This window comes from Shewanella sp. UCD-FRSSP16_17, assembly GCF_001675935.1.
Taxonomy (GTDB): Bacteria; Pseudomonadota; Gammaproteobacteria; order Enterobacterales; family Shewanellaceae; genus Shewanella; species Shewanella japonica.
In genome coordinates this window covers 1-19,335 of the sequence record NZ_LZFV01000006.1, presented here as the reverse complement: position 1 = coordinate 19,335, position 19,335 = coordinate 1, and the positions used below count along the sequence as shown (strand labels likewise).

The window sequence follows — 19,335 nt, the reverse complement described above, 5'->3', positions numbered from 1 at the left end:
CGTTATTCTCCCATACAATAATTGCCAACTTCAGCAAACACACGCTTGAGTTGATATGAGTTTTGTTGAAAAGATGCAGTTGTAGCAGCAATCTGATTAATGTCTTCAGTTGACTCTGCATCTCTTAAACATACGGTTTTAAATACTTTTTTAACTTGGCATTGGGCAAATGCTTGGCTGTTAGCAAACTCTTGGCCTAATGATTTAGCCCCAAAACCTTTACCATTGAGTGATTCGTCCCACCCAAGCTTTTGGTTAACACCTTCACGCCAATAATTTTGCCATTCATCGTCTTCTGTCACGTAACCATAGGGGAAACTGGTGGAGTTAATATGGTATTTCCCCTGTACTCTGGTGCCAGTGTCAGGATCTATTTGACCGCTTTGGTTATAGGTAATTGCCCCACTATCACCATCAGGGTCGCTCTCAACATCAAAGTCATATTGATAATATGCAAACCCTTGAGCAAGGGGATCCATTCCACTATGGCAAGCCAAACAATTATTGATAAATAACCGGCTATCACCACCAGGGCTGCGGCTCACATCTTGGCGAATTCTGTCAGGTGAGCGAGTATTATCTTTTAAAGGCTCTAAATCAGTACAAAGGTGATTCATCAAGGTAAACCGCACCATCGCTCTGTTAGTGCCTAAATAGAAAAATGCTTTTGCCGCGGCGCGACTTGTAAGCACTCCAGCTGTTGCATCGCTAGGTAAGCCGTTAACACTGGATTGAGTGGTTCGCTCTAGGCCTGACTTTAAATCAATAAATTGATCTTCAAGTGCCTGATAATGAGCATTATCACGGGTGCTATAAGCGGGAAGGTTTAGACTGTTATCGCCTACATAAACCATATCAGCTTGAAGTAACTGCCTAAAATCCACATCATCTCGAACCGCACCAATCACAGTAGCGCTGTAATCATTTAATGGTGCAAAGCTGTCTTGATCAATATTGGTCCATGGAGTGGCAAATAATTTAAGCGTAGTCGAATAAAAAGCGGGGTTTTCCATTGCTAAATAAGCCGCTTCGATTGGCTTACTGTCACTGAGCAATACAGACATCTCATTGAGTGTTTGCTCTGATGCTGGGACACCAGCGATTCTGTCATGTAACTGTTTGGCTTGCTCTAATGTACCAGCAGAGGTGTTTGCTGAAAAAATAGTCAAGCATGACAACAAAAGCAGAGTAATACCTTGTTGAACTTTAAGCTGGGATACATCAATTCCATTCAAAAAATGCCGACTTTTAAGCGTATAAAGTTGCAACTTCATACTGTCTCCTTGTCATTGTTCTTAGCTAACAATTGCTTTAGTAGCAATAAGATAAAAACGCAGACAATGATCGAGTATTCTAAAATCATAAAGCTTGTTGTTTTTATTTTGTTAACTTTATTTTTTACTTGGCAAAATAATTTTTGCTAAAAAGTATTGAAACACTGAGACTAGGCGGCAATAATGTCAAGAATTATTACATTTTTACTATGTAACAATAACAATAATAACAATTGCGTATTAAGGGTAATAAATGAGGCCAATTTGGGGCTATGCAGGGAAGTGCGTCTATATCATTCTGGCCTTCTTTTATCTTACAGGATGTAATACCGATACAGCCATTAAGGATGAGCAAGCTGATCCTGTTTTAGTTGAATACCCTGTTATTTATATTCAGCGTGATCTTATCGCTTTAGACGGCGATGAAGGTGCTCAACCTGCCAGTTTTGATTCTCGTCACCCCGCTCAGTTTAATCCCGGCGCGCAGCTTTTCGTCAAACGAAATGCCTTTAGCGACTCCCCTGTGACTAACATATCAGCCCAGTTATTTGCTGATTTACTGCCAGAAGATGCACCTGCTGACACCATTCAGGCTATTGATATTCGAGATTTGTCAGTTTCAGATGATGGCCAACAATTTTTAGTGTCAATTCGAGCGCCTGAAATTGAAGATGCGGATGAAATGGACCAACCGAGTTGGAATATTTGGCGTTATCAACTTGCAACACAAACTCTTGAACGAGTGATTGTCAGCGATACCACTGCTGAGCAAGGTGACGATCTCATGGCATCGTTTTTACCTGACGGCCGCATCATTTTTGCTTCGACTCGCCAGCGTTTATCTAGAGCGATTTTATTAGATGAAGGTAAGCCCCAGTACACCGCTCTAGATGAAAGCCGAGATAATGAAACCTTCAATATTCATGTGATGAATGCCGATGGTAGCGGTATAGAGCAATTGAGTTTTAATTTAAGCCACGACACACACCCATTAGTGCTGCAAAGCGGTAAAATTTTGTACAGTCGCTGGGATAATATGGGCGGCAATAAGGGCATAAACCTGTATGAAATGAACCCTGATGGCACCGATAATCAGTTGATGTTTGGCTGGCATTCACATCAAATAGCCTTCGATCAGCAAGATGAACTCATCGAATTTGTTAAACCACAACAGCTGCCGAATGGTGAGATCTTACTTTTACTTTCTTCACAAGACGAAACCAGCTACCAAAAGCGCCCTGTGGTGATTAATATCGACGAGTTTACTGATAACCAACAGCCAACCTTTGCGTCTGCTGCTAACGATAGTGCCATTAACGATTTAGCATTCAGTTTCGAGTTTAACTTTAACTTCTCAGATAACCTTTCTCCTTCTGGACGATTAACCCATTTAACGCCACTACCTGATAATAGTCAGCGCTATTTATTAAGTTGGGATTTATGTCGGGTCGTGATTGAAGAGCAAATTCGTGCTTGCGGGCAGCTAACTGATGAACAGTTATTGGATCCCACACTAGAACTTGCCGATCCCTTGTACGAGCTTTGGCTATTAAATGATGCCGATGGAACTCAGCAATTAGTCGCTGATAGTGAAGAAGGAAAAGTGATTACTGAAGCCTTAGTCATGCAACCGAGTTCACAGCCAAAAACATTTATAGCCAATAAAGTGATCGGCAATGAACTTGATGCGCAACTACACGAAGAGCTGGCAGCAGCCATTGATATTCGCAGTGTGTATGACTTTGACGGTCAAGACAGTAGTGCCAATTTAGGCGGGATTAGCAAACTCAGCGATCCAACCCAAACACGTGCAACTGAGCTACCTGCACGTTTTTTAAAAGTGGTTCGTGGCGTGCCTATGCCATCGGATGAAGTCAGAGATATTCCTAATACAGATTTTGGTCGTAGTCGCAATCAGCTAATGCGTGAAATTATTGGTTACACGCCAATACAACCTGATGGCTCTGTAAAAATTAAAGTCCCAGCGAATGTTCCTTTGGCTATCAGCGTATTGGATGCATCTGGTCAACGTATTGGTGGGCGTCATAGCCAATGGATTAGTTTAAAGCCGGGTGAAACACTGCAATGTAAAGGCTGTCATACTGCAAACAGTCAATTACCCCACGGCCGTTATGATGCGCAAGCTGAATCAATTAACCCCGGAGCAACGGGCGGGGCAGCTTTTACAAACGCCACACAAAACATCATTCCCACTCAAGGGCAAACCATGGCTCAAGCTGATGCGATGGTTAATGGTATCGCCGAGTTATCGGCTAACTTAACCTACGAAGATCGCTGGACCAACCCTGCATTATCTACGGTTAATCCCAGTACAGATTATTCCTACCAAAACCTTGCTACACCAGCGCCAAATGGTAGTGAGTGCTTTAACAATTGGAATGCTTATTGCCGAATTCAGATTAACTATGAAGAACATATACAGCCATTGTGGGATTTGCAGCGCCTTGCAATAGATGAAACGACTTTAGCAGTTCTTGCTGATAACACCTGCACTAGCTGCCATAGCATTGTTGACGACAATAACCTTGCCCAAGTACCAGCTGGGCAGCTTGAATTAGTAGCAACGCCGTCCACTGACCAACCAGCACATTTTACTAGCTATCGAGAGTTGTTTTTCAATGATGTCGAACAGGAAGACATTGATGGCATTATCGTCGATCGTTTAGTCGTGGTTCTCGACGCTGATGGCAATATTGTCTATCAAGTTGATAGCGAAGGTGAGCTTATTCTTGATGCTGAAGGTAACCCAATTCCGGTTATGACGACAGTAAATGTGCCAGCCATCATGTCAACTAACGGCGCAAGCGCTAGCAGCAACTTTTTTGACACCATGAATGATGTCACTCATCAAAACATGCTGTCTGCCGACGAACTTAAATTAATCGCTGAGTGGATAGATATTGGGGCGCAGTATTACAACACCCCTTTTTATACACAAGGGTAGTAAACACTGACAACAGMACATAAAGGAATGATGATGTTACAACAAGGAAACCATGTTTAATTATCCATTTACCATGAAGTGGTTAAGCCCAATATTATTGTCTATGGCAATGATGCTTCCTTGTTATGCCCTTGCGGCTGAGCCAACTTCCATTCCTGAACGTGACACCACAGTCGATTCATACCAAGACACAAATACAGCAGCAACATTGACCATAGACGTGCCTTTTATCGAGCTACATTCAGGCCCAAGCGCAGGCTACCCTGTAGTGCATGTGGTAGAACAAAGTGAAAAAGTGACCGTGTTAATCAAGCGAACGGCTTGGATAAAAGTGCGTGACAAACGTGGGGTTGAAGGTTGGTTTCACGAAGATGATTTGTTCGGTTTTAGTCAACATGGACAAGCAGTTGAACAAACTCAGCTTGGGACTGATGCATACCTTAATCGAGATTGGGAAGCCGGGGTAATGTACGGCGATTTTGAAGGTGCAAACCTTTACACCATCCAACTCGGCTATGTATTTACCCCTGTATTTAGCGCTGAAATATCAGCTGGTAAAGCACTTGGCAGTATATCTGACAGTGATTTATTCGAAGCCATGTTAATTAGCCATCCTTTTCCTGAATGGGTAGTAAGTCCATATATTGGTGTTGGCGGTGGCATTATCAATACTAGCCCTCACAGTGTTATTGCAGATTCACAATCACGTGAAAACACCTTAATGAGTGCGGCAGCAGGCCTTAAATATCACTTAGGCCGTAACTTTATTTTACGGGCTGAATATAAGTTTTCTCTGGCATTAACCGACCGAGATGAAAATGAGCAACTGCAATCTTGGCAACTCGGTTTTAGCGTATTTTTCTAAACATATTAATTAACACCAAAGTCGTCATGAAGGTAGCAATGAAAACAACAATAACAAGCCGTGCTAAAACCGCTGTGAAAAGCCGATTCACTTATTGCTTGCTGGCACTAGGGCTCAGTTTTAGCGCTGGAGCCTTAGCTCAAGAAAACCCAAACAGTGTTGGTGTTAAAGCCGATGTTGAGCGTCGTGAAGTGTTGGACGATGTATTAGATACCGAAAATTTCGAGGTCGGTTTACAAGGCGGCTTAATGTCGATTGAAGACTTCGAAAATAGCCCTTGGATTAGTGCACATTTAGGTTACCACATCAGTGAACACTTTTATGTCAAAGCACGTTACGCCATAGCTGAAGGCGGTGATACCAGTTTTGAAAAGCTAGCTAATACAGCCCCACTGTTGACAGATGAAGAACGTGAAATGCGCTATTACGGGCTGAATATTGGGTATAACTTTTTACCTGGCGAAATCTTTTTCAGTGAAGACTTAGTGTTCAACAGTGTCTTTTCATTTGAATTAGGTGGCGGCAGCACTGAGTTTGCTGGTGATGAACAGTTTACTGTCAACTTAACTGCTAACTATCGAGTATTTTTAACTGATTGGGTTGCTTGGGATCTGGCCATGAGTGACTACATTTTTGACACCCAAATCACTGGCTCAAGTAAAACGACTCATAACTTGACCTTTGCAACCGGCATAGCCGTTTACTTTTAACCTGAGGTTATTGTTTACATAGCGCAATAAGCAACTGAGTAACAAACAATAACAGGCAGTGAAAGACAGAATAAAAACAATAAAGGATTATTAATGTTTAAATTAAATCAAAGCCTTAAAAGCTTAGTATTGGCTGCGACGCTAGGACTTACCGCGCAAGCAAATGCGGTGACAACCGGGCAAGTTGCGCCAGATTTTACCCTTAAAAATATGCAAGGCGAAAACCAAAAGCTGTCTGAGCAGCGTGGCAATATTATCTTAATTAACTTCTGGGCATCTTGGTGTGGACCTTGCCGTAAAGAAATGCCCGTACTGCAAAAATTACAAGATAAGTACCAAGACTTAGGTGTCGCAGTTTGGGGGATTAATGTCGAGCAAGAAAACCAAGCCGGTAAAGAATTCCTAGCAGATTTAGATTTAAGCTTTGCTATCTTTTTTGATGAAACTAACTCCCTTTCAGAAACCTATGACGTGAAAGCTATGCCAACCACTGTGATGGTCGATCGTGATGGTGTCGTACGATACGTCTTCTTAGGTTATCAAGACGGCTATGAGAAAAAGTACGCCGCAGCTATCAAGAAACTAATCAGAGAGTAACGCTATGAAGTCTTCTATGACAAAGCTCATCATGTTAAGTGCAGGATTAAGCTCATTATTAACGCTCTCAGCTTGCTCTAGTCTTGATATCGAGCCTTGGGTAAAACCTTACGAGCGCCAAAACTTAGCCGACCCTATTATGCGTTTTGGTCGACACCCAATTGCCAATATGCATGTAGCTCATGTGCTTGAAGCGCGTGAATCAGCAAGAGGCGCTGAAGGTACGGGAGGCGGTGGTTGTGGCTGTAACTAGAATAATGAACCTTACAGTATGTAAGCTAATCACATTGCTGCTCGTTAGCATAAATGTCCCTTTATCATGGGCGGCTGTTTTAGAGCCAGATAGAGCCGATGCGCTTTATCATAGTTACGAAGGCGGCGGGATGAAAATTGACGGTCCTTCTGTGCTGCTGCGAAAGAAGGCGTCCGAGTCATTAGCGTTCACAGGTTATTATTATCTAGATAGTATTTCTTCTGCGTCAGTGGATGTACTCAGTACTGCTAGCCCTTACACTGAAAAACGTCATGAAGGTCAAATTGGTGTTGAATACCTTAATGACAAAACCCTGATGACGTTTAATGCTAGGCAAAGTGACGAAGACGATTACCTTGCCCAGTCTTTTAGTATTAACGTTTCACAAGATACCTTTGGCGACTTAACCAATCTTAGTCTCGGTGTGTCATACGGTGACAATGAAATTCGCCGAAACGGCGATGACCTATTTGAAGAGCAAAGCCAACAATATCGAATTCGTGCGGGCATCAGTCAGATTTTAACCCGTAACTTAACAGCACAACTTAATTTTGAAGCAATTGCCGATGAAGGCTACCTTAATAACCCATATAGAACAGTACGTTTTATCGATACTACCAGCCCTTCAGGGGTAGGCTATCAATCCGAAGTGTACCCTGAAACCCGTAACTCCTTTTCGAGTAAATTGTCAGCCAGTTACTTTCTTCCCTATCGTGCAGCGCTATTTTTTCACTACCGATACTTTAATGATAGCTGGGAAATCAATGCCAATGATGTGGAGCTTGGCTATCGTCACCCGATTGGTGACTACTTAGAGCTGGAGTTTAAAGTGCGCTATTACCAACAAACTCAAGCTGAGTTTTATAGTGATCTGTTCCCTTATCAAGATGCCCAGAATTATCTCGCTCGAGATAAAGAGCTTAGTGATTTTAATGACTTAACCTTAGGTTTAGGCGTGACTTATTTGATGCCTGAAAGCCTGTCCTTTGGAGATAACCGCTCAGAGGCCAGCCTGCAATGGGATTACATTACCTTTGACTATAGCAACTTCAGAGATCCTACCGCTGAAGGTGGTGTCGGTAATGAGCCATTCTATAGCTTTTCAGCCAATGTCATTCGTGCTTTTTACAGTATTTATTTTTAGTAGTACGCAATTCAACGCTACGTCCAAGGCAATAATATGAAACGAACACAACAATTTTTCAGCTTATCTCAACGAGCACTGTACGCGCTCTTTTTGAGCTTATGTATCTCAGTATCGCCAGTCGTCGCGGCTGATGCCACACAAGCGCAAAGCAGCATTGGTAGCGAACTTGAAGATATTAAAAGCCAGGTCATTCAACTCAATCGTGATTTGTTTATTTTAGAAGAAGATTTACTTTTCCCTGCCAGCACGCAAATAGCAGTCTTTGTCTCTGTGGATGTTGGACGTTTTTTTACCTTAGATAGCGTCGAGCTAAAAATAAATAACCAAGATGTGGCTGGATTTTTATATACCCAGCGTCAGCGCCGCGCGCTTGAAAAAGGCGGCATTCAAAAACTATATATGGGCAATTTAAAAACTGGCCAGCATCAATTAACAGCAATATTCACCGGCATTGATGCAGAAGGACGCACGATACAAAGAGCAGTCAACCACCCTTTTGAAAAGACAGATGAAACCATCATGGTTGAATTAAAGCTTGAAGACAGCGAATCAAGTTACCGAGCTGATGTTAGCGTTGAAGAATGGGTTTTATAACAGATGATACCAGTGCTTCAACGAACCCAAGCCGCCGATATTAGTAAACAATATCGTCATCCAGAGCGAGATAAACCAGCTAAAACGAAGTTTTTGTCGCTACTGTGTCTGATGACATTCGCTATTGGCTGCAGCAACAGTGTTTCAGCAACTGAAGTAAGCACTGTGACCACTGCTAATACTGAAGTCACGACTCAAGCAAACCAAGTYCTGCGCAATAAACTTTATCGCCAAGCCTTGTATTACTACTTTGAAGGCGATTATCAAGCAGCGTTAAGGCAAGTCAGCATTAACCGACAACGATTTGATGCCGATACTGCTAAAAGTCAATTGTTTGAAGCTGGGCTACAAGTATCAGTTGGTCTTCATCAAAAAGCGACTAGGACCTTATCCTCATTTGAGCAAACATTGGCAATTGAGCAAGCGTTAACTGGCAACAAAAACCAAGCCAATCAAACGTCTTCTCAGTCTCAAAAAAATACTTCACCCGCTGAACTCAAGTTAGTTGCATTATTGCAATTATCAGAGCAGCAAATAGAGCAAGGTCAGCCATACCAAGCGCAGCAAACGTTGCAGCGTATTAGCCAAGTCCCTAACAGCTATATTGAGCAATACCATATTCTTAACCAACTGGCTTATTGGCCTAACGAGCCTGCCATAATGGCAAAGATTGCGGGTGGTGTTAATGCATCAGCTTCTATCAATCACGATAACCCAGCTGATAACCAGTTAGCTTCTTCATCGTTATCGGCTTACGTTATGCTAAACCAAGCACTGCATTTCATTGAACAAAAGCAGTACCAACAAGCTGAAACCCTGCTCATTACAATAAAAAATATGCCTTTGGCTGAAACTGAAACGGGCTTTTGGCAAAGCTTGTTCACTGAAAAAACGCCTTCAGAACTTACCGCTCCAATGACAGCTGAAAATAACGAAAACAACCAAAAAAGCGTTACAGACCAAGAATCTGATCAGCAAGTACAGCAACAAGCGATCAATGATTATGCGCAACTATTATTAGCGCAGACGTATGTCAAACAAGGCCAATATCAAGCAGCATTTACACAATTAAAAGACTTTCCCCAACAGAGTCCTTATACCGAATCAGCGTTATTTTTATATGCATTTTCAGCACAGCAATTGCAGCAATATCCCATTTCATTAGCGCTATTGGATCTACTAAAACGCCAATATCCTTATTCTTTAATGGGTTGGCAATCGGCAATATTACTGGCCGCTCAGGTTCGTGAGCAACAAAGCCTTGAACAAAGTCTAACAAGCTACCAAGAAGCAGAAACACTTTATCTTGAACAATTAGCACAATTAGACGCTTTTGAAGCAGCACTAGAAACTCGCTTTAACACAAGCCAAATAATGCAAACCGCATTAACCCCGCAAGGATTAAGTCCTGAAACACTCGAAAAGCAGCCTTGGCTTGAAAAAGCGCTAACAGACAATGCATTGAAAAATGACTTTACGACATTAGCCAGTTTATCCCTATTGGAACAGAACCTTACTCAGCAACAACGTAAAAGTGACTGGCTCGCTGAGACTATCGATTTAAATAAGCAGCGTAGAGAAAAAAGGTTAGCTCAACAGCAATTAAGCGATTATGAAAACCTAATTAGCCAACTAACCGAACGCAAGCAGCAACTTAGCAAACAAATCCAAGCTGTCGATGTTCCTGTCGATGAAATTACCTTCCAGCAAATGCAACTGTTTGCCAATAGTACCGAACAAGCATGGTTACAGCGGATTGAATCAAGCAAACAAGCACTTGCTAACATTGCCTCAACACGTGACACAGAAGATGATTTACTCCGACTAACACGAGTAGAAGGTGCGCTGAATTGGCAGCTGCAACAATCTTTTATTCCACGTTTATGGCAACACAAAAAACTATTAAAAGACATCGACACCCAATTACAAGCATTAAACGCTCAATATGTTCGTTTTAAATCAGTCTCGCAATCTCAACAAGGCGCCACTGAGTATGTTATCCGTCAGCAGAATTTAGCCAAACAAATCGAAGATATTACGCGTGACATCAAGCAAGCAAGTCACAAAACACAGCTAACGATTCAACAAAAACTGCGCCTATTTACCCAAAATCAACGTCAACAGCTAACGCAGTTACTGCTGACTTCACGCCATGAAATGGCAGCGGTACTGGAAAGAATGAGCCAGCAAGATATAACACCGAGCAATGCGATTACCTCTGATAACTTGAACACAACTAAGCTCATGCCCCAACAGGAGCATTCCCCATTGAGTTCATTGACTGCTCATTTCGAGCAAGTGGAGAAGCATTATGCAGCGCACTAACCCACTCGCTTTACAAGCCAGCAACTCTGACACTAGCAATGTTTCAAGCCTTGGTAGCAATATGGCCTTAACGCTTCCTAAACGCTTTGGTGTATCTCGATTGGTAAGTTGCTTAGTGTTAATCAGTCTAGCGGGTTGCCAGCTAACCGATGAGTCGCCAACGTCAAGCAAACAACAGCGACCAACATTGACAGATTTAGCCAATAGCCAGCCTCAAGTAAACTATGAAAAACAGCAATTAAGCCAAGCTCAGCGAAAAGCGAAGTTAGCATTAATTTACCAGCAACTACTGACGTTAGAGCCAGATCCAGAAGTGCGAACTCATGTTGAATATCGCTTAGTTCAAATCAAATCAGAACATTTAGAAGAACAAATGTTTGGCGAAGCCTTTGATGAAGTTGCCAGTCAGCAGACTGACGTGTCAGCGCAAGAAGTTGAGCAGCTGGCGTTAACTCAGCTAAAACACAATGATCAACAGCTCGATAAGCTTATTGCAGAATACCAAGTATTGCTGAACCGTTACCCGGATAGAGCCGAGAATGAACACTTGCAATACCAACTTGCGAAAGCACTCGATGTGCAGGGTGAGATAGATGCAAGCTTGATCGAAATGGAGTCATTACTGACTCGCTACCCTAATACTCAATATCGGGCAGAACTCAACTTCCGCCGTGGTGAGATTTATTACAACTTGCAAGATTACCCTGCTGCGATTCAAGCTTATCAGCAAGTAGAGTCGGCAAACGACAATGATAAATATCTCATCAATAGTATTTACATGTCGGGTTGGGCGCTATTTAAGCTCAATCGATTACCCGAAGCGGATGCTAGATTTTTGCAGGTGTTTGATAACATCATTGCGGCAAATGAAGAATTAATTAGTACTGATAATGAACAGTTAACCCAAACCAGTTTTGAATTTAACAAGTTAGCAAGCCGCTACCAAAATCTGGCTATCGATGCGCAACGCGTACTGAGTATTTCATTGTCTCAACAAGAGCAATCTCGCTCACTGCTTAACTTGGTAAACCAACAAAAGTCATCCCCTTACCTGACGATATATCAACATGTACTGTTTGATAATTTGGCCAAATTTTTACTTAAAAAAGAGCTACAGCATGACGCAGAGCTGACTTATCAAACTTATATTGAACTTGACAATAATAACATTTGGGCTGCGCGTTACTCATTAGCTTTGCTGGACTTATATCAACAGCAAGGCAAGTTCGCCTCGATGCACCGTCTTAAAAATCAGTACGTTGAACAATATGGCTTATCTAGTCAATTTTGGACTCATGCTAATACAGCACAGCAGCAAGAAGTGTTACCGCATTTATTAGCCTTCAGTGACGAGCACAGTCGTCGCCTGTATGCCAGTGCACAACAACTTCCACCAGGGCAAGCTCGCATAGATGGATTTAAAACCGCTGCAAGTGCTTTAAGTGTTTACTTACAACTTGCTAAGTTGCCACAAGCTCAATCTTTACTGACCAAACCTATTCACGGTGACGAGTATCTATTTGCTGATGCAAACTATGAAGCGCAGCAATTTAAACAAGCCTTAATCAGTTATGAGGCTATCGCTTATGCACAAAAAGATGCGCTCGCGCCATCTGCAGAGCAACTTGCCTTACAGCAAAAAGCGGCATTTGCGACCACGTTGACCATCCGAGCCATATTGTCACAACATGATGAGTCAGTGGTAAAAGGCGCTGAAATAACACCAATAAGTCAGTCAAAAAGACAATCCATCATCTCGGAGCGAACCCGCTTAGATAAGCTATTTATTGCCAACCACCCACTTGATAAACGCGCGTTAGAGCTTGCTACCGATGGCGCACAGTATGCATTTAACGCCAAGCAATTTGATGATTTAATCCAGTTCAGTCAATTTGTATTACTGCGCCACAAAGTGATTAATCAGGCAAATAACAATAGTAATACCAATAGCAATACCAGCAACAAAAATGACAGCGAAGAAAGTGAGCATGCTGCGCTAGCGGTAAATCAACAAGCAGGAAACGAGCCAGAGAGCAGGCTTATTCGTTACGATAACTCGCAAGTCAGTAATCACTTGCGTCACGGGCAAGCCTTATCAAGTGTTGCATTAACACAAGTACAAGTTGTCAGCCAACTGTATGCCCATAGTTTGTACCAACTATCACACTATATTCAGGCTGAATCGGCTTACGACATCGCCCTGAATTACCTCAATGCCAGCACAAATCTAAAGCCACAGCAGCATAAAGCCAAAACAGAAATGCGCAATTTATTGGCATCCAGTATCTACTTTCAAGCCCAAGCCAATAAGGCTGAAAACCCAGCTTTAGCCGTGATGGATTTGAAACGGATCAGTACAAGAGTGCCAGAGTCACAATATGCGATAAACGGCCAGTTTGAGGCTGCCAATATTTTGCTTTCCCAACAAAAATGGCAACAAGCTATTGAGGTCTTAGTGCCCTTTCAGCAGCGATATCCAAACCATGAATTTAGCGCCACGATCCCCGCTAAATTGGCGCAATCTTACGAAGCATTAGAAGAATGGGAGCTTGCCGCAGAGCAGTTGCTGATTATCGTTGCTAATCAGCCCTCAACAGAATTAAAACGTGAAGCCCAGTACACAGCTGCAGAGTATTACCTAAAGGCAGGCAATACGGAAAAAGCCCGTTTAACCTTCAGAACCTACGCTAGAACTTACCCTGAGCCGTTTGATTTAGCCCAAGAAGTTCGCCTAAAAATGAGTGGGTTTTATCAAGTATCCAATGAACCGAACAAAGAATACTATTGGTATCGCCAAATTCTCAGCGCCGACAAAAAACAGCGCCATCAAGCTTTAGCTATTGGCAATCGTGAGGTCGTTATCGCTTCCATTGCTGCAATTTCGCTTGCCAAAGCTCATCAGCAAACATTTAAAACCATTAAGCTCACAGCACCGCTCAACAAGACGTTAAAACGTAAACAAGATGAAATGAAACTTGCTATTAACTATTACCAGCAAGTATTAGATTTCCAGCAAGCACAATATGTTCCCCAAGCCACTTATGAACTTGCAGAGATGTATCGTCAACTGGCGGCCGATGTTATGGACTCTGAGCGCCCATCAGATTTAGATGAACTGGCACTAGAAGAATATGAAATCTTGTTAGAAGAATTGGCCTACCCATTTGAAGAAAAAGCGATTGAGATCCACATCAGTAACTCGCAACGTGCTTGGCAAAATATATACGACCAATGGGTAGGTAAAAGCTTTGCCACACTCACTGAATTATCCCCCGCCTTATATAACAAACCGGAGGTAACTCATGATGTTATTGAAGCGATTCATTAAAGCGCCGCTTATTTGTATGACTAGAAAAAGTCTGTGGTTGATCTTTTTTGCTTTAATACAAGGATGTAGCAACACCCAAGTTGCAGAAAGCCAAAACGACAACATCACTGAGTTAGAAAGTGATTCGGCAGCATTAGTTGAGCTGGTAGACACCACAAATGGTGCCCAAGCATCGATAGAGTCATCATTACAAACAAGCTCAGCAACAAGCCAAGTGAATGCTTATGAAGCAGAGGCTAAGCAAAAGCTAGCAAACGTTCCAACCTCTGTATTAGAGCAATATCAGCAGGCGATAGCGTTAATGAAGCAACAGGAATGGCAACAAGCGGATGCGATGTTTTCTGTAATCATTAACGCAGAACCACAACTGTCAGGTGCCTATGTTAACCAAGCTATTATTGCCCTCAATCAAAACCAGTTAGATAAAGCTAACGGACATTTAGCCAATGCCATTAGTGCCAACCCAACTAACCCTTATGCCCATCAAATCAAAGCCAACATTGCCAAAACCCAAGGCAAGTTTGAACAAGCTGAACAAGGTTACTTAACGGCACTTGAAATTTGGCCTAATTACCCAGAAGCGCAAGTTAATCTTGCGGTTTTACTGGAGCTTTATAGAGGCAAATTGCTAGATGCTCGCCACTATTACCAATCTTATTTACGCTTAAAACCAGATGATCAACTTGCTCAACGTTGGTTGGCAGGCTTAGAAATTAAAATTCAGCGTGCAGGCTTAACCTTGCCTGAAGGAGAAAGTTAATATGTCGGCATTTATTCCTTCAGCAACACTCAAGCGTTTTATCAGCTCAATGCTGCGTAATGGTGGATTGTTTTGTATTTTTTGCCTATCAGCAATTCAAACACATGCGGCCGAACCTGCTAGCTCGCCCAATAACCCCGTACTGATTGAAACCAAGGTGACCGGCACGCAAGAGCAACCCAAAGTTCTCTACATCATGCCTTGGCAAGGGATTACAAATCCTGTTTCGATTCAGGATACTGACATGCAAGTCACCTTACCTGAATTTAACCCGATACATCCGAAGCAGTTTCAGCAACAAGTAAGAGAGTTCAGCCTTAACAAGAGTAAGACCAATAACGATTAATCAATAATTAAAATTTACCCGAAAACACGTAACTAACGATTCAAAACAATTAGGACGAGTTAATAAGAACTATTCGTTCAACTCAATAAAAAGGAAAATATCATGAGTTTTACCGACCATATCATTGCATTTTTACAAAATGGCGGCCCATTCATTTACCCTATCGCATTAGTGCTCGTGGTAGGTTTAGCGATCACGATTGAACGCTGGTTATATTTAAGTTCAGCACATCGCACTAATCAAAAAGCCTTTGCACTGATTAAAGAAGCATTAAAAAAAGGCGACGTTGCAACCATCAGCCAACATGCACAAAACAATAAAGCGCCAGTATTTGACGTCCTCCAATCAGGGATTGTTCGTATCTCTCAAGCTGATCGTCGTGAAGATGTGGAATATGCGATGGAAGAAACCATCATGGAATACATGTTGAGGCTAGAAAAGCGCACACCATTCATTGCAACGTTAGCCAATATCGCCACCTTACTCGGTCTTCTCGGTACCATTATGGGCCTAATCGCGGCATTTTCTGCTGTGGCAAGTGCCGATCCAGCAGAAAAAGCCAATCTATTATCATCAAGTATCTCAGTTGCAATGAACACCACAGCATTTGGCTTGATCACAGCTATCCCATTGATTTTATTCCACTCAACCCTGCAAACGAAAACAGCAACGATTGTAGATTCAATTGAAATGGCAGGCATTAAGTTACTTAACTCTTTGTCATTTAATAAGCATACGGATTCTGATCGAGGCTAATACTATGAGACGCCGTCGTCGCCCCAATACCGAAGACGCTGAACTCGATATCACTTCGTTTATGAACTTGATGATCGTGTTAGTGCCAGTATTGCTGCTTAGTTTAGTGTTTTCACAAGTGCGGATTTTAAATCTGCAACTACCTGTGTCTGCAGAATCTCAGCAAGCTGATGAAGATCAAGAACCTAAGGTACTTGAGCTGGTGATCACCTCGAATCACTTAACCCTTAACTACCCTGCGGGTATTTTACTTAAACGTTTTGAAATAACTGACGAAGGCTATGACTTCAAGGCATTATCGGTATATTTACAAGATTTGAAGCTGACATTTCAACAACAAGCCATTGAGAAAAGAGATATCGTGTTGTTGCTTGAGCCCAATGTCGATTACCAAACCATCGTCACGACAATGGATACCGTTAGATCTTATAAAGCCGTGGTTGCCGCCAATTTAGTGGATGCTGAATTATTTCCGCTTATTTCATTAGGCGACGCCCCAGAAAATAGCCTTGAGCAAAGTGCAAGCAGTACAACCGCAGGAGGCCAGCCATGAAGCAATCTTCAAGAGCTAAGCGTCTTGCAAAGCACCACAAACGCTTTAAAGCTGGCGGTAAACTTAATCTTGTCGCATTAATGGATATTTTCACAATCTTGGTTTTCTTTTTGATTGTGAACCAATCAGAAGTGCGGGTATTGCAAAATATCGAAAAGATAAAATTGCCAGTATCGATTGCCGAAGAACTGCCTGTTGAGAACCTGGTGATCACTGTATTGCCAGACACTGTGCTCATTCAAGAGCGTGCAGTGTGGCAAAACTCTGACGATAAACCCAATTTTAGCGAACAAGAAAATGCGCAATTTATTACCGCTATCACCACAGAACTGACCTATCAAGCCAGCAAGCGTGTTGAATTGACAGAGTCCGAAAAGGAAAAAGGACGAGCGGTCACCATCATAGGAGGCTCTGAAACGCCTTACCTGGTGTTGAAACAAATTATGGCTGCATGTGCTGAAACAGGCTATCGCAATATGTCACTCGCTGTTGAGCGACAAGCCAGTAAAACACAGAGTGAGGGCTAATATGACCACAGCAAGCCTTACTCATAGCAGTGATAATAGCTTTTCTGATATCGGTGATATGTTTAAACCGAGTAGACAAGATAGATTATTCAAACAAATCTTAATTTTGTTACTGGTGGTTTATGTCATCTTTGGTATTGGTGTCCCTTTTTTAGAACAAGTGGAAGTGCCAAGGGAAGTCAAAGAGCAATTGCCACCTCAACTGGCCAAAATCATGCTGAAAGAAAAACAACTTCCAGTACCTGAAAAGCCAAAAGAGGAACCTATCCCAGAACCCGAACCAGAAAAACTCGAAGAAAAACCTGTCGAGAAAGTGGAAGAACCACCAAAGGTGCAACCAACAACTCGAGAGGCAGCAAAAGAGAAAGCACAAAAGTCAGGCCTTGCAGCCATGAAAGATGAGCTTTTTTCGATGCGTGAAGCTTTTGATGTTAAACCTGCAGCGCAAAGTAACCTTGAGCAAAACCAAGCCCAAGAAGTGAAAGTAAAACGCAAGTTACTTGCCGCAGCGGCTAATACACAAAGTGAAAGCTTATCGACTTCGACCGTGCAGCAAACCGTGGTATCTGATGCGATTAGCACTAAAAATACCCAGCAAATACGGTTAGCTGAAGAAGAGGTATTAGCAGTTGCAGGGGCGAATGCAGAAATTGATCGTGAAGCAAGTACTGCAGGTCAGCGTTCTGAAGCGGCGTTAAGGCGTACCCTTGAGGCAAACAAGGCACGATTGTATGCACTGTATAACCGTGCTTTGAGAAAAGATCCTTTTCTTAAAGGTAAAGTCATGTTCGAAATTGAAATTCAACCAAACGGCAGCATTAGTCGTGTCGATATTCAATCGAGCCAATTAAATAACCCGAAATTAGAACGCCAATTAAAGGTTGTTTTACGTTCAATCAGCTTTCCTGCTGAGGATGTAGCGACCATGACGACAATTTGGGCCATCGACTTCTTACCCAGCTAGTTAATCGCATTAACGACAAACAAAAATACGGCCWATAGGCCGTATTTTTTTATAGGGTTAGCCCCATCACTTGTGCATTGTCGCCATAAGTCTCACTGGCGACATTATTTACATCAATGCTAAAGCCCATTTTCTGCCAAAATGGCACTGAATGTTGAATCGCGACTAATTGAATGTGTTGGTAATGACCAGCTTTAGCAATATCAATTAACTCGGTTACCATTTTTTTACCAGCGCCTTTGCCTTTAAGTGCTTTAGAAACTACTAAATCATGTAAGAACAGTCTATCCCCTTTATTTTCATTTAAAAGAGGCTGATAAAGCTTAGGAGGCATTTCATCGTGCCATTCGTGAGCGAGCAAGTAAGCAAGGATGTTATCCGCTTTATCTTGCAGTACAAAACAGCAGTGAGGCGAATGTAGCCACTTACCTCTTAACACCTGCAAACTTTCTGGCTCAATCTCAGTATAGACCTGACACTGTAACTCAAAAATCGCTTGCCACATTGATGGTTCAATCTTGTTTATCTGCATCACATTCTCTAAAGATAGCTCGCTAATAACAAACGCCGTTAGGGTTCTGAATAATCAAAGCGCCATTGTTAAGCGCTAGAGTGCTTCAAGCATAACGCTGATACTAAATTTCAGGCAACAAAAAGCCCGTCATAAGACGGGCTTTTGCTCTAACCGTAAGGTTAAATATGGCTGGGATACCAGGATTCGAACCTGGGGATGCCGAGATCAAAACCCGGTGCCTTACCACTTGGCGATATCCCAAAAACTTGGATATGTCACTCTTAAACGAGGAAGATGTACATATTGAAGAAAATTTGATGGTACGGGAGGAGAGACTTGAACTCTCACACCTTGCGGCACCAGAACCTAAATCTGGCGTGTCTACCAATTCCACCACTCCCGCATCAAATTTTTACCAGAGTAAACTCATTTATATCATGAGTAAACGCTGTTTCTTGCTCTTTTCTAACTAAGTAGTTTAGGGTTTCCCTCTACTCTACCTTTTAAATATGGTAGCAATGGCGGGACTTGAACCTGCGACCCCAGCATTATGAGTGCTGTGCTCTAACCAGCTGAGCTACATTGCCACTTTATTCTTTCTTGCCCTCGTCGTGAGGACGGGGCGTATTATGCTTATTCAGGGTATCGAGGTCAACTGCTTTTTTTAGCTATTTTCATCAATTGTTGTTGTTCGGCTATAAGTTCACCAAACTGAGCGTCAAATCGACAAAATATCTTAGTAAAGTTAACCTCAATCCCTTTTTTAAACAATCTTCACACTATTATAGTTTGAAAATCGCTTTTATACCTTTTTTAAACAATCTTCACACTATTATAGTTTGAAAATCGCTTTTATA

The 19,335-nt window shown here is 42.2% G+C and carries 17 protein-coding genes and 3 tRNA genes; 15 read left to right on the top strand and 5 right to left on the bottom strand.

Translation table 11 applies throughout. The features are described 5' to 3' along the window. Window positions 1-2: 2 nt before the first annotated feature. The gene (locus A9267_RS08550) at window positions 3-1,274 is read right to left on the bottom strand and encodes a hypothetical protein (RefSeq protein ID WP_055025736.1); all 1,272 of its coding nucleotides are present in this window, start codon (window positions 1,272-1,274) and stop codon (window positions 3-5) included. Window positions 1,275-1,527: 253 nt separating this feature from the next. Between A9267_RS08550 and A9267_RS08545 the strand changes: the two genes are divergently transcribed. From A9267_RS08545 to A9267_RS08475, 15 genes are all read left to right on the top strand, one after another. Next, window positions 1,528-4,239: a hypothetical protein gene (locus tag A9267_RS08545; protein ID WP_082972301.1), complete on the top strand. Its 2,712-nt coding sequence runs from the start codon at window positions 1,528-1,530 to the stop codon at window positions 4,237-4,239. A gap of 52 nt (window positions 4,240-4,291) precedes the next feature. Beyond that, a complete protein-coding gene (locus A9267_RS08540; RefSeq protein WP_065108916.1) occupies window positions 4,292-5,104 on the top strand; it encodes an SH3 domain-containing protein in 813 nt (270 codons plus the stop codon). A gap of 38 nt (window positions 5,105-5,142) precedes the next feature. Next, window positions 5,143-5,814, top strand: coding sequence for an outer membrane beta-barrel domain-containing protein (locus tag A9267_RS08535; RefSeq protein WP_082972299.1), 672 nt, complete (start codon window positions 5,143-5,145; stop codon window positions 5,812-5,814). 93 nt (window positions 5,815-5,907) lie between these two features. Then, entirely contained in the window at window positions 5,908-6,411 is a 504-nt protein-coding gene (locus A9267_RS08530) for a TlpA family protein disulfide reductase (protein ID WP_065108914.1), read from the top strand. A gap of 4 nt (window positions 6,412-6,415) precedes the next feature. Continuing rightward, complete coding sequence (locus A9267_RS08525; RefSeq protein ID WP_055025741.1) at window positions 6,416-6,664, top strand: DUF4266 domain-containing protein; 249 nt, start codon at window positions 6,416-6,418, stop codon at window positions 6,662-6,664. Then, a complete protein-coding gene (locus A9267_RS08520; protein ID WP_231919061.1) occupies window positions 6,651-7,808 on the top strand; it encodes a DUF3570 domain-containing protein in 1,158 nt (385 codons plus the stop codon). Before A9267_RS08525 ends, A9267_RS08520 begins: the two co-directional genes overlap by 14 nt. A gap of 36 nt (window positions 7,809-7,844) precedes the next feature. Beyond that, on the top strand, window positions 7,845-8,405 hold the full coding sequence (locus tag A9267_RS08515; RefSeq protein WP_065108912.1) for an AraC family transcriptional regulator: 561 nt from the start codon (window positions 7,845-7,847) through the stop codon (window positions 8,403-8,405). Window positions 8,406-8,408: 3 nt separating this feature from the next. Then, the gene (locus A9267_RS08510) at window positions 8,409-10,730 is read left to right on the top strand and encodes a CDC27 family protein (protein WP_065108911.1); all 2,322 of its coding nucleotides are present in this window, start codon (window positions 8,409-8,411) and stop codon (window positions 10,728-10,730) included. Next, complete coding sequence (locus A9267_RS08505) at window positions 10,717-14,058, top strand: tetratricopeptide repeat protein (RefSeq protein ID WP_065108910.1); 3,342 nt, start codon at window positions 10,717-10,719, stop codon at window positions 14,056-14,058. The genes A9267_RS08510 and A9267_RS08505 overlap by 14 nt, the downstream gene beginning before the upstream one ends. After that, on the top strand, window positions 14,033-14,818 hold the full coding sequence (locus tag A9267_RS08500) for a tetratricopeptide repeat protein (RefSeq protein ID WP_065108909.1): 786 nt from the start codon (window positions 14,033-14,035) through the stop codon (window positions 14,816-14,818). The genes A9267_RS08505 and A9267_RS08500 overlap by 26 nt, the downstream gene beginning before the upstream one ends. Window position 14,819: 1 nt before the next feature. After that, window positions 14,820-15,164, top strand: coding sequence for a hypothetical protein (locus A9267_RS08495; RefSeq protein ID WP_065108908.1), 345 nt, complete (start codon window positions 14,820-14,822; stop codon window positions 15,162-15,164). A gap of 102 nt (window positions 15,165-15,266) precedes the next feature. Continuing rightward, window positions 15,267-15,920, top strand: a complete 654-nt coding sequence (locus A9267_RS08490) for a MotA/TolQ/ExbB proton channel family protein (protein WP_055025747.1) — start codon at window positions 15,267-15,269, stop codon at window positions 15,918-15,920. A 4-nt stretch (window positions 15,921-15,924) separates the two neighbouring features. Next, the gene (locus A9267_RS08485; protein WP_055025748.1) at window positions 15,925-16,473 is read left to right on the top strand and encodes a biopolymer transporter ExbD; all 549 of its coding nucleotides are present in this window, start codon (window positions 15,925-15,927) and stop codon (window positions 16,471-16,473) included. After that, on the top strand, window positions 16,470-17,000 hold the full coding sequence (locus tag A9267_RS08480) for an ExbD/TolR family protein (RefSeq protein WP_065108907.1): 531 nt from the start codon (window positions 16,470-16,472) through the stop codon (window positions 16,998-17,000). The genes A9267_RS08485 and A9267_RS08480 overlap by 4 nt, the downstream gene beginning before the upstream one ends. A gap of 1 nt (window position 17,001) precedes the next feature. Next, entirely contained in the window at window positions 17,002-17,964 is a 963-nt protein-coding gene (locus tag A9267_RS08475) for an AgmX/PglI C-terminal domain-containing protein (RefSeq protein ID WP_082972295.1), read from the top strand. Window positions 17,965-18,013: 49 nt separating this feature from the next. Here the strand turns inward: A9267_RS08475 and A9267_RS08470 are convergent, their stop codons facing one another. The 4 genes from A9267_RS08470 to A9267_RS08455 all read right to left on the bottom strand — a co-directional run bounded on the left by A9267_RS08470 (window position 18,014) and on the right by A9267_RS08455 (window position 19,065). Further along, window positions 18,014-18,496, bottom strand: coding sequence for a GNAT family N-acetyltransferase (locus tag A9267_RS08470; RefSeq protein WP_065108906.1), 483 nt, complete (start codon window positions 18,494-18,496; stop codon window positions 18,014-18,016). Between the two features lie 168 nt (window positions 18,497-18,664). Continuing rightward, a tRNA-Gln gene (locus A9267_RS08465) sits at window positions 18,665-18,739 on the bottom strand. Between the two features lie 57 nt (window positions 18,740-18,796). Beyond that, window positions 18,797-18,881: transfer RNA gene (locus A9267_RS08460), tRNA-Leu, on the bottom strand. 107 nt (window positions 18,882-18,988) lie between these two features. After that, a tRNA-Met gene (locus A9267_RS08455) sits at window positions 18,989-19,065 on the bottom strand. Between the last annotated feature and the right edge of the window lie 270 nt (window positions 19,066-19,335).

Excerpts from the sequence above, each read along its gene's own strand:
- A9267_RS08550 (WP_055025736.1), bottom strand. The coding sequence starts at position 1,274 with ATGAAGTTGCAACTTTATACGCTTAAAAGTCGGCATTTTTTGAATGGA.
- A9267_RS08545 (WP_082972301.1), top strand. The coding sequence starts at position 1,528 with ATGAGGCCAATTTGGGGCTATGCAGGGAAGTGCGTCTATATCATTCTG.
- A9267_RS08540 (WP_065108916.1), top strand. The coding sequence starts at position 4,292 with ATGTTTAATTATCCATTTACCATGAAGTGGTTAAGCCCAATATTATTG.
- A9267_RS08535 (WP_082972299.1), top strand. The coding sequence starts at position 5,143 with ATGAAAACAACAATAACAAGCCGTGCTAAAACCGCTGTGAAAAGCCGA.
- A9267_RS08530 (WP_065108914.1), top strand. The coding sequence starts at position 5,908 with ATGTTTAAATTAAATCAAAGCCTTAAAAGCTTAGTATTGGCTGCGACG.
- A9267_RS08525 (WP_055025741.1), top strand. The coding sequence starts at position 6,416 with ATGAAGTCTTCTATGACAAAGCTCATCATGTTAAGTGCAGGATTAAGC.
- A9267_RS08515 (WP_065108912.1), top strand. The coding sequence starts at position 7,845 with ATGAAACGAACACAACAATTTTTCAGCTTATCTCAACGAGCACTGTAC.
- A9267_RS08505 (WP_065108910.1), top strand. The coding sequence starts at position 10,717 with ATGCAGCGCACTAACCCACTCGCTTTACAAGCCAGCAACTCTGACACT.
- A9267_RS08500 (WP_065108909.1), top strand. The coding sequence starts at position 14,033 with ATGATGTTATTGAAGCGATTCATTAAAGCGCCGCTTATTTGTATGACT.
- A9267_RS08495 (WP_065108908.1), top strand. The coding sequence starts at position 14,820 with ATGTCGGCATTTATTCCTTCAGCAACACTCAAGCGTTTTATCAGCTCA.
- A9267_RS08490 (WP_055025747.1), top strand. The coding sequence starts at position 15,267 with ATGAGTTTTACCGACCATATCATTGCATTTTTACAAAATGGCGGCCCA.
- A9267_RS08485 (WP_055025748.1), top strand. The coding sequence starts at position 15,925 with ATGAGACGCCGTCGTCGCCCCAATACCGAAGACGCTGAACTCGATATC.
- A9267_RS08480 (WP_065108907.1), top strand. The coding sequence starts at position 16,470 with ATGAAGCAATCTTCAAGAGCTAAGCGTCTTGCAAAGCACCACAAACGC.
- A9267_RS08475 (WP_082972295.1), top strand. The coding sequence starts at position 17,002 with ATGACCACAGCAAGCCTTACTCATAGCAGTGATAATAGCTTTTCTGAT.
- A9267_RS08470 (WP_065108906.1), bottom strand. The coding sequence starts at position 18,496 with ATGCAGATAAACAAGATTGAACCATCAATGTGGCAAGCGATTTTTGAG.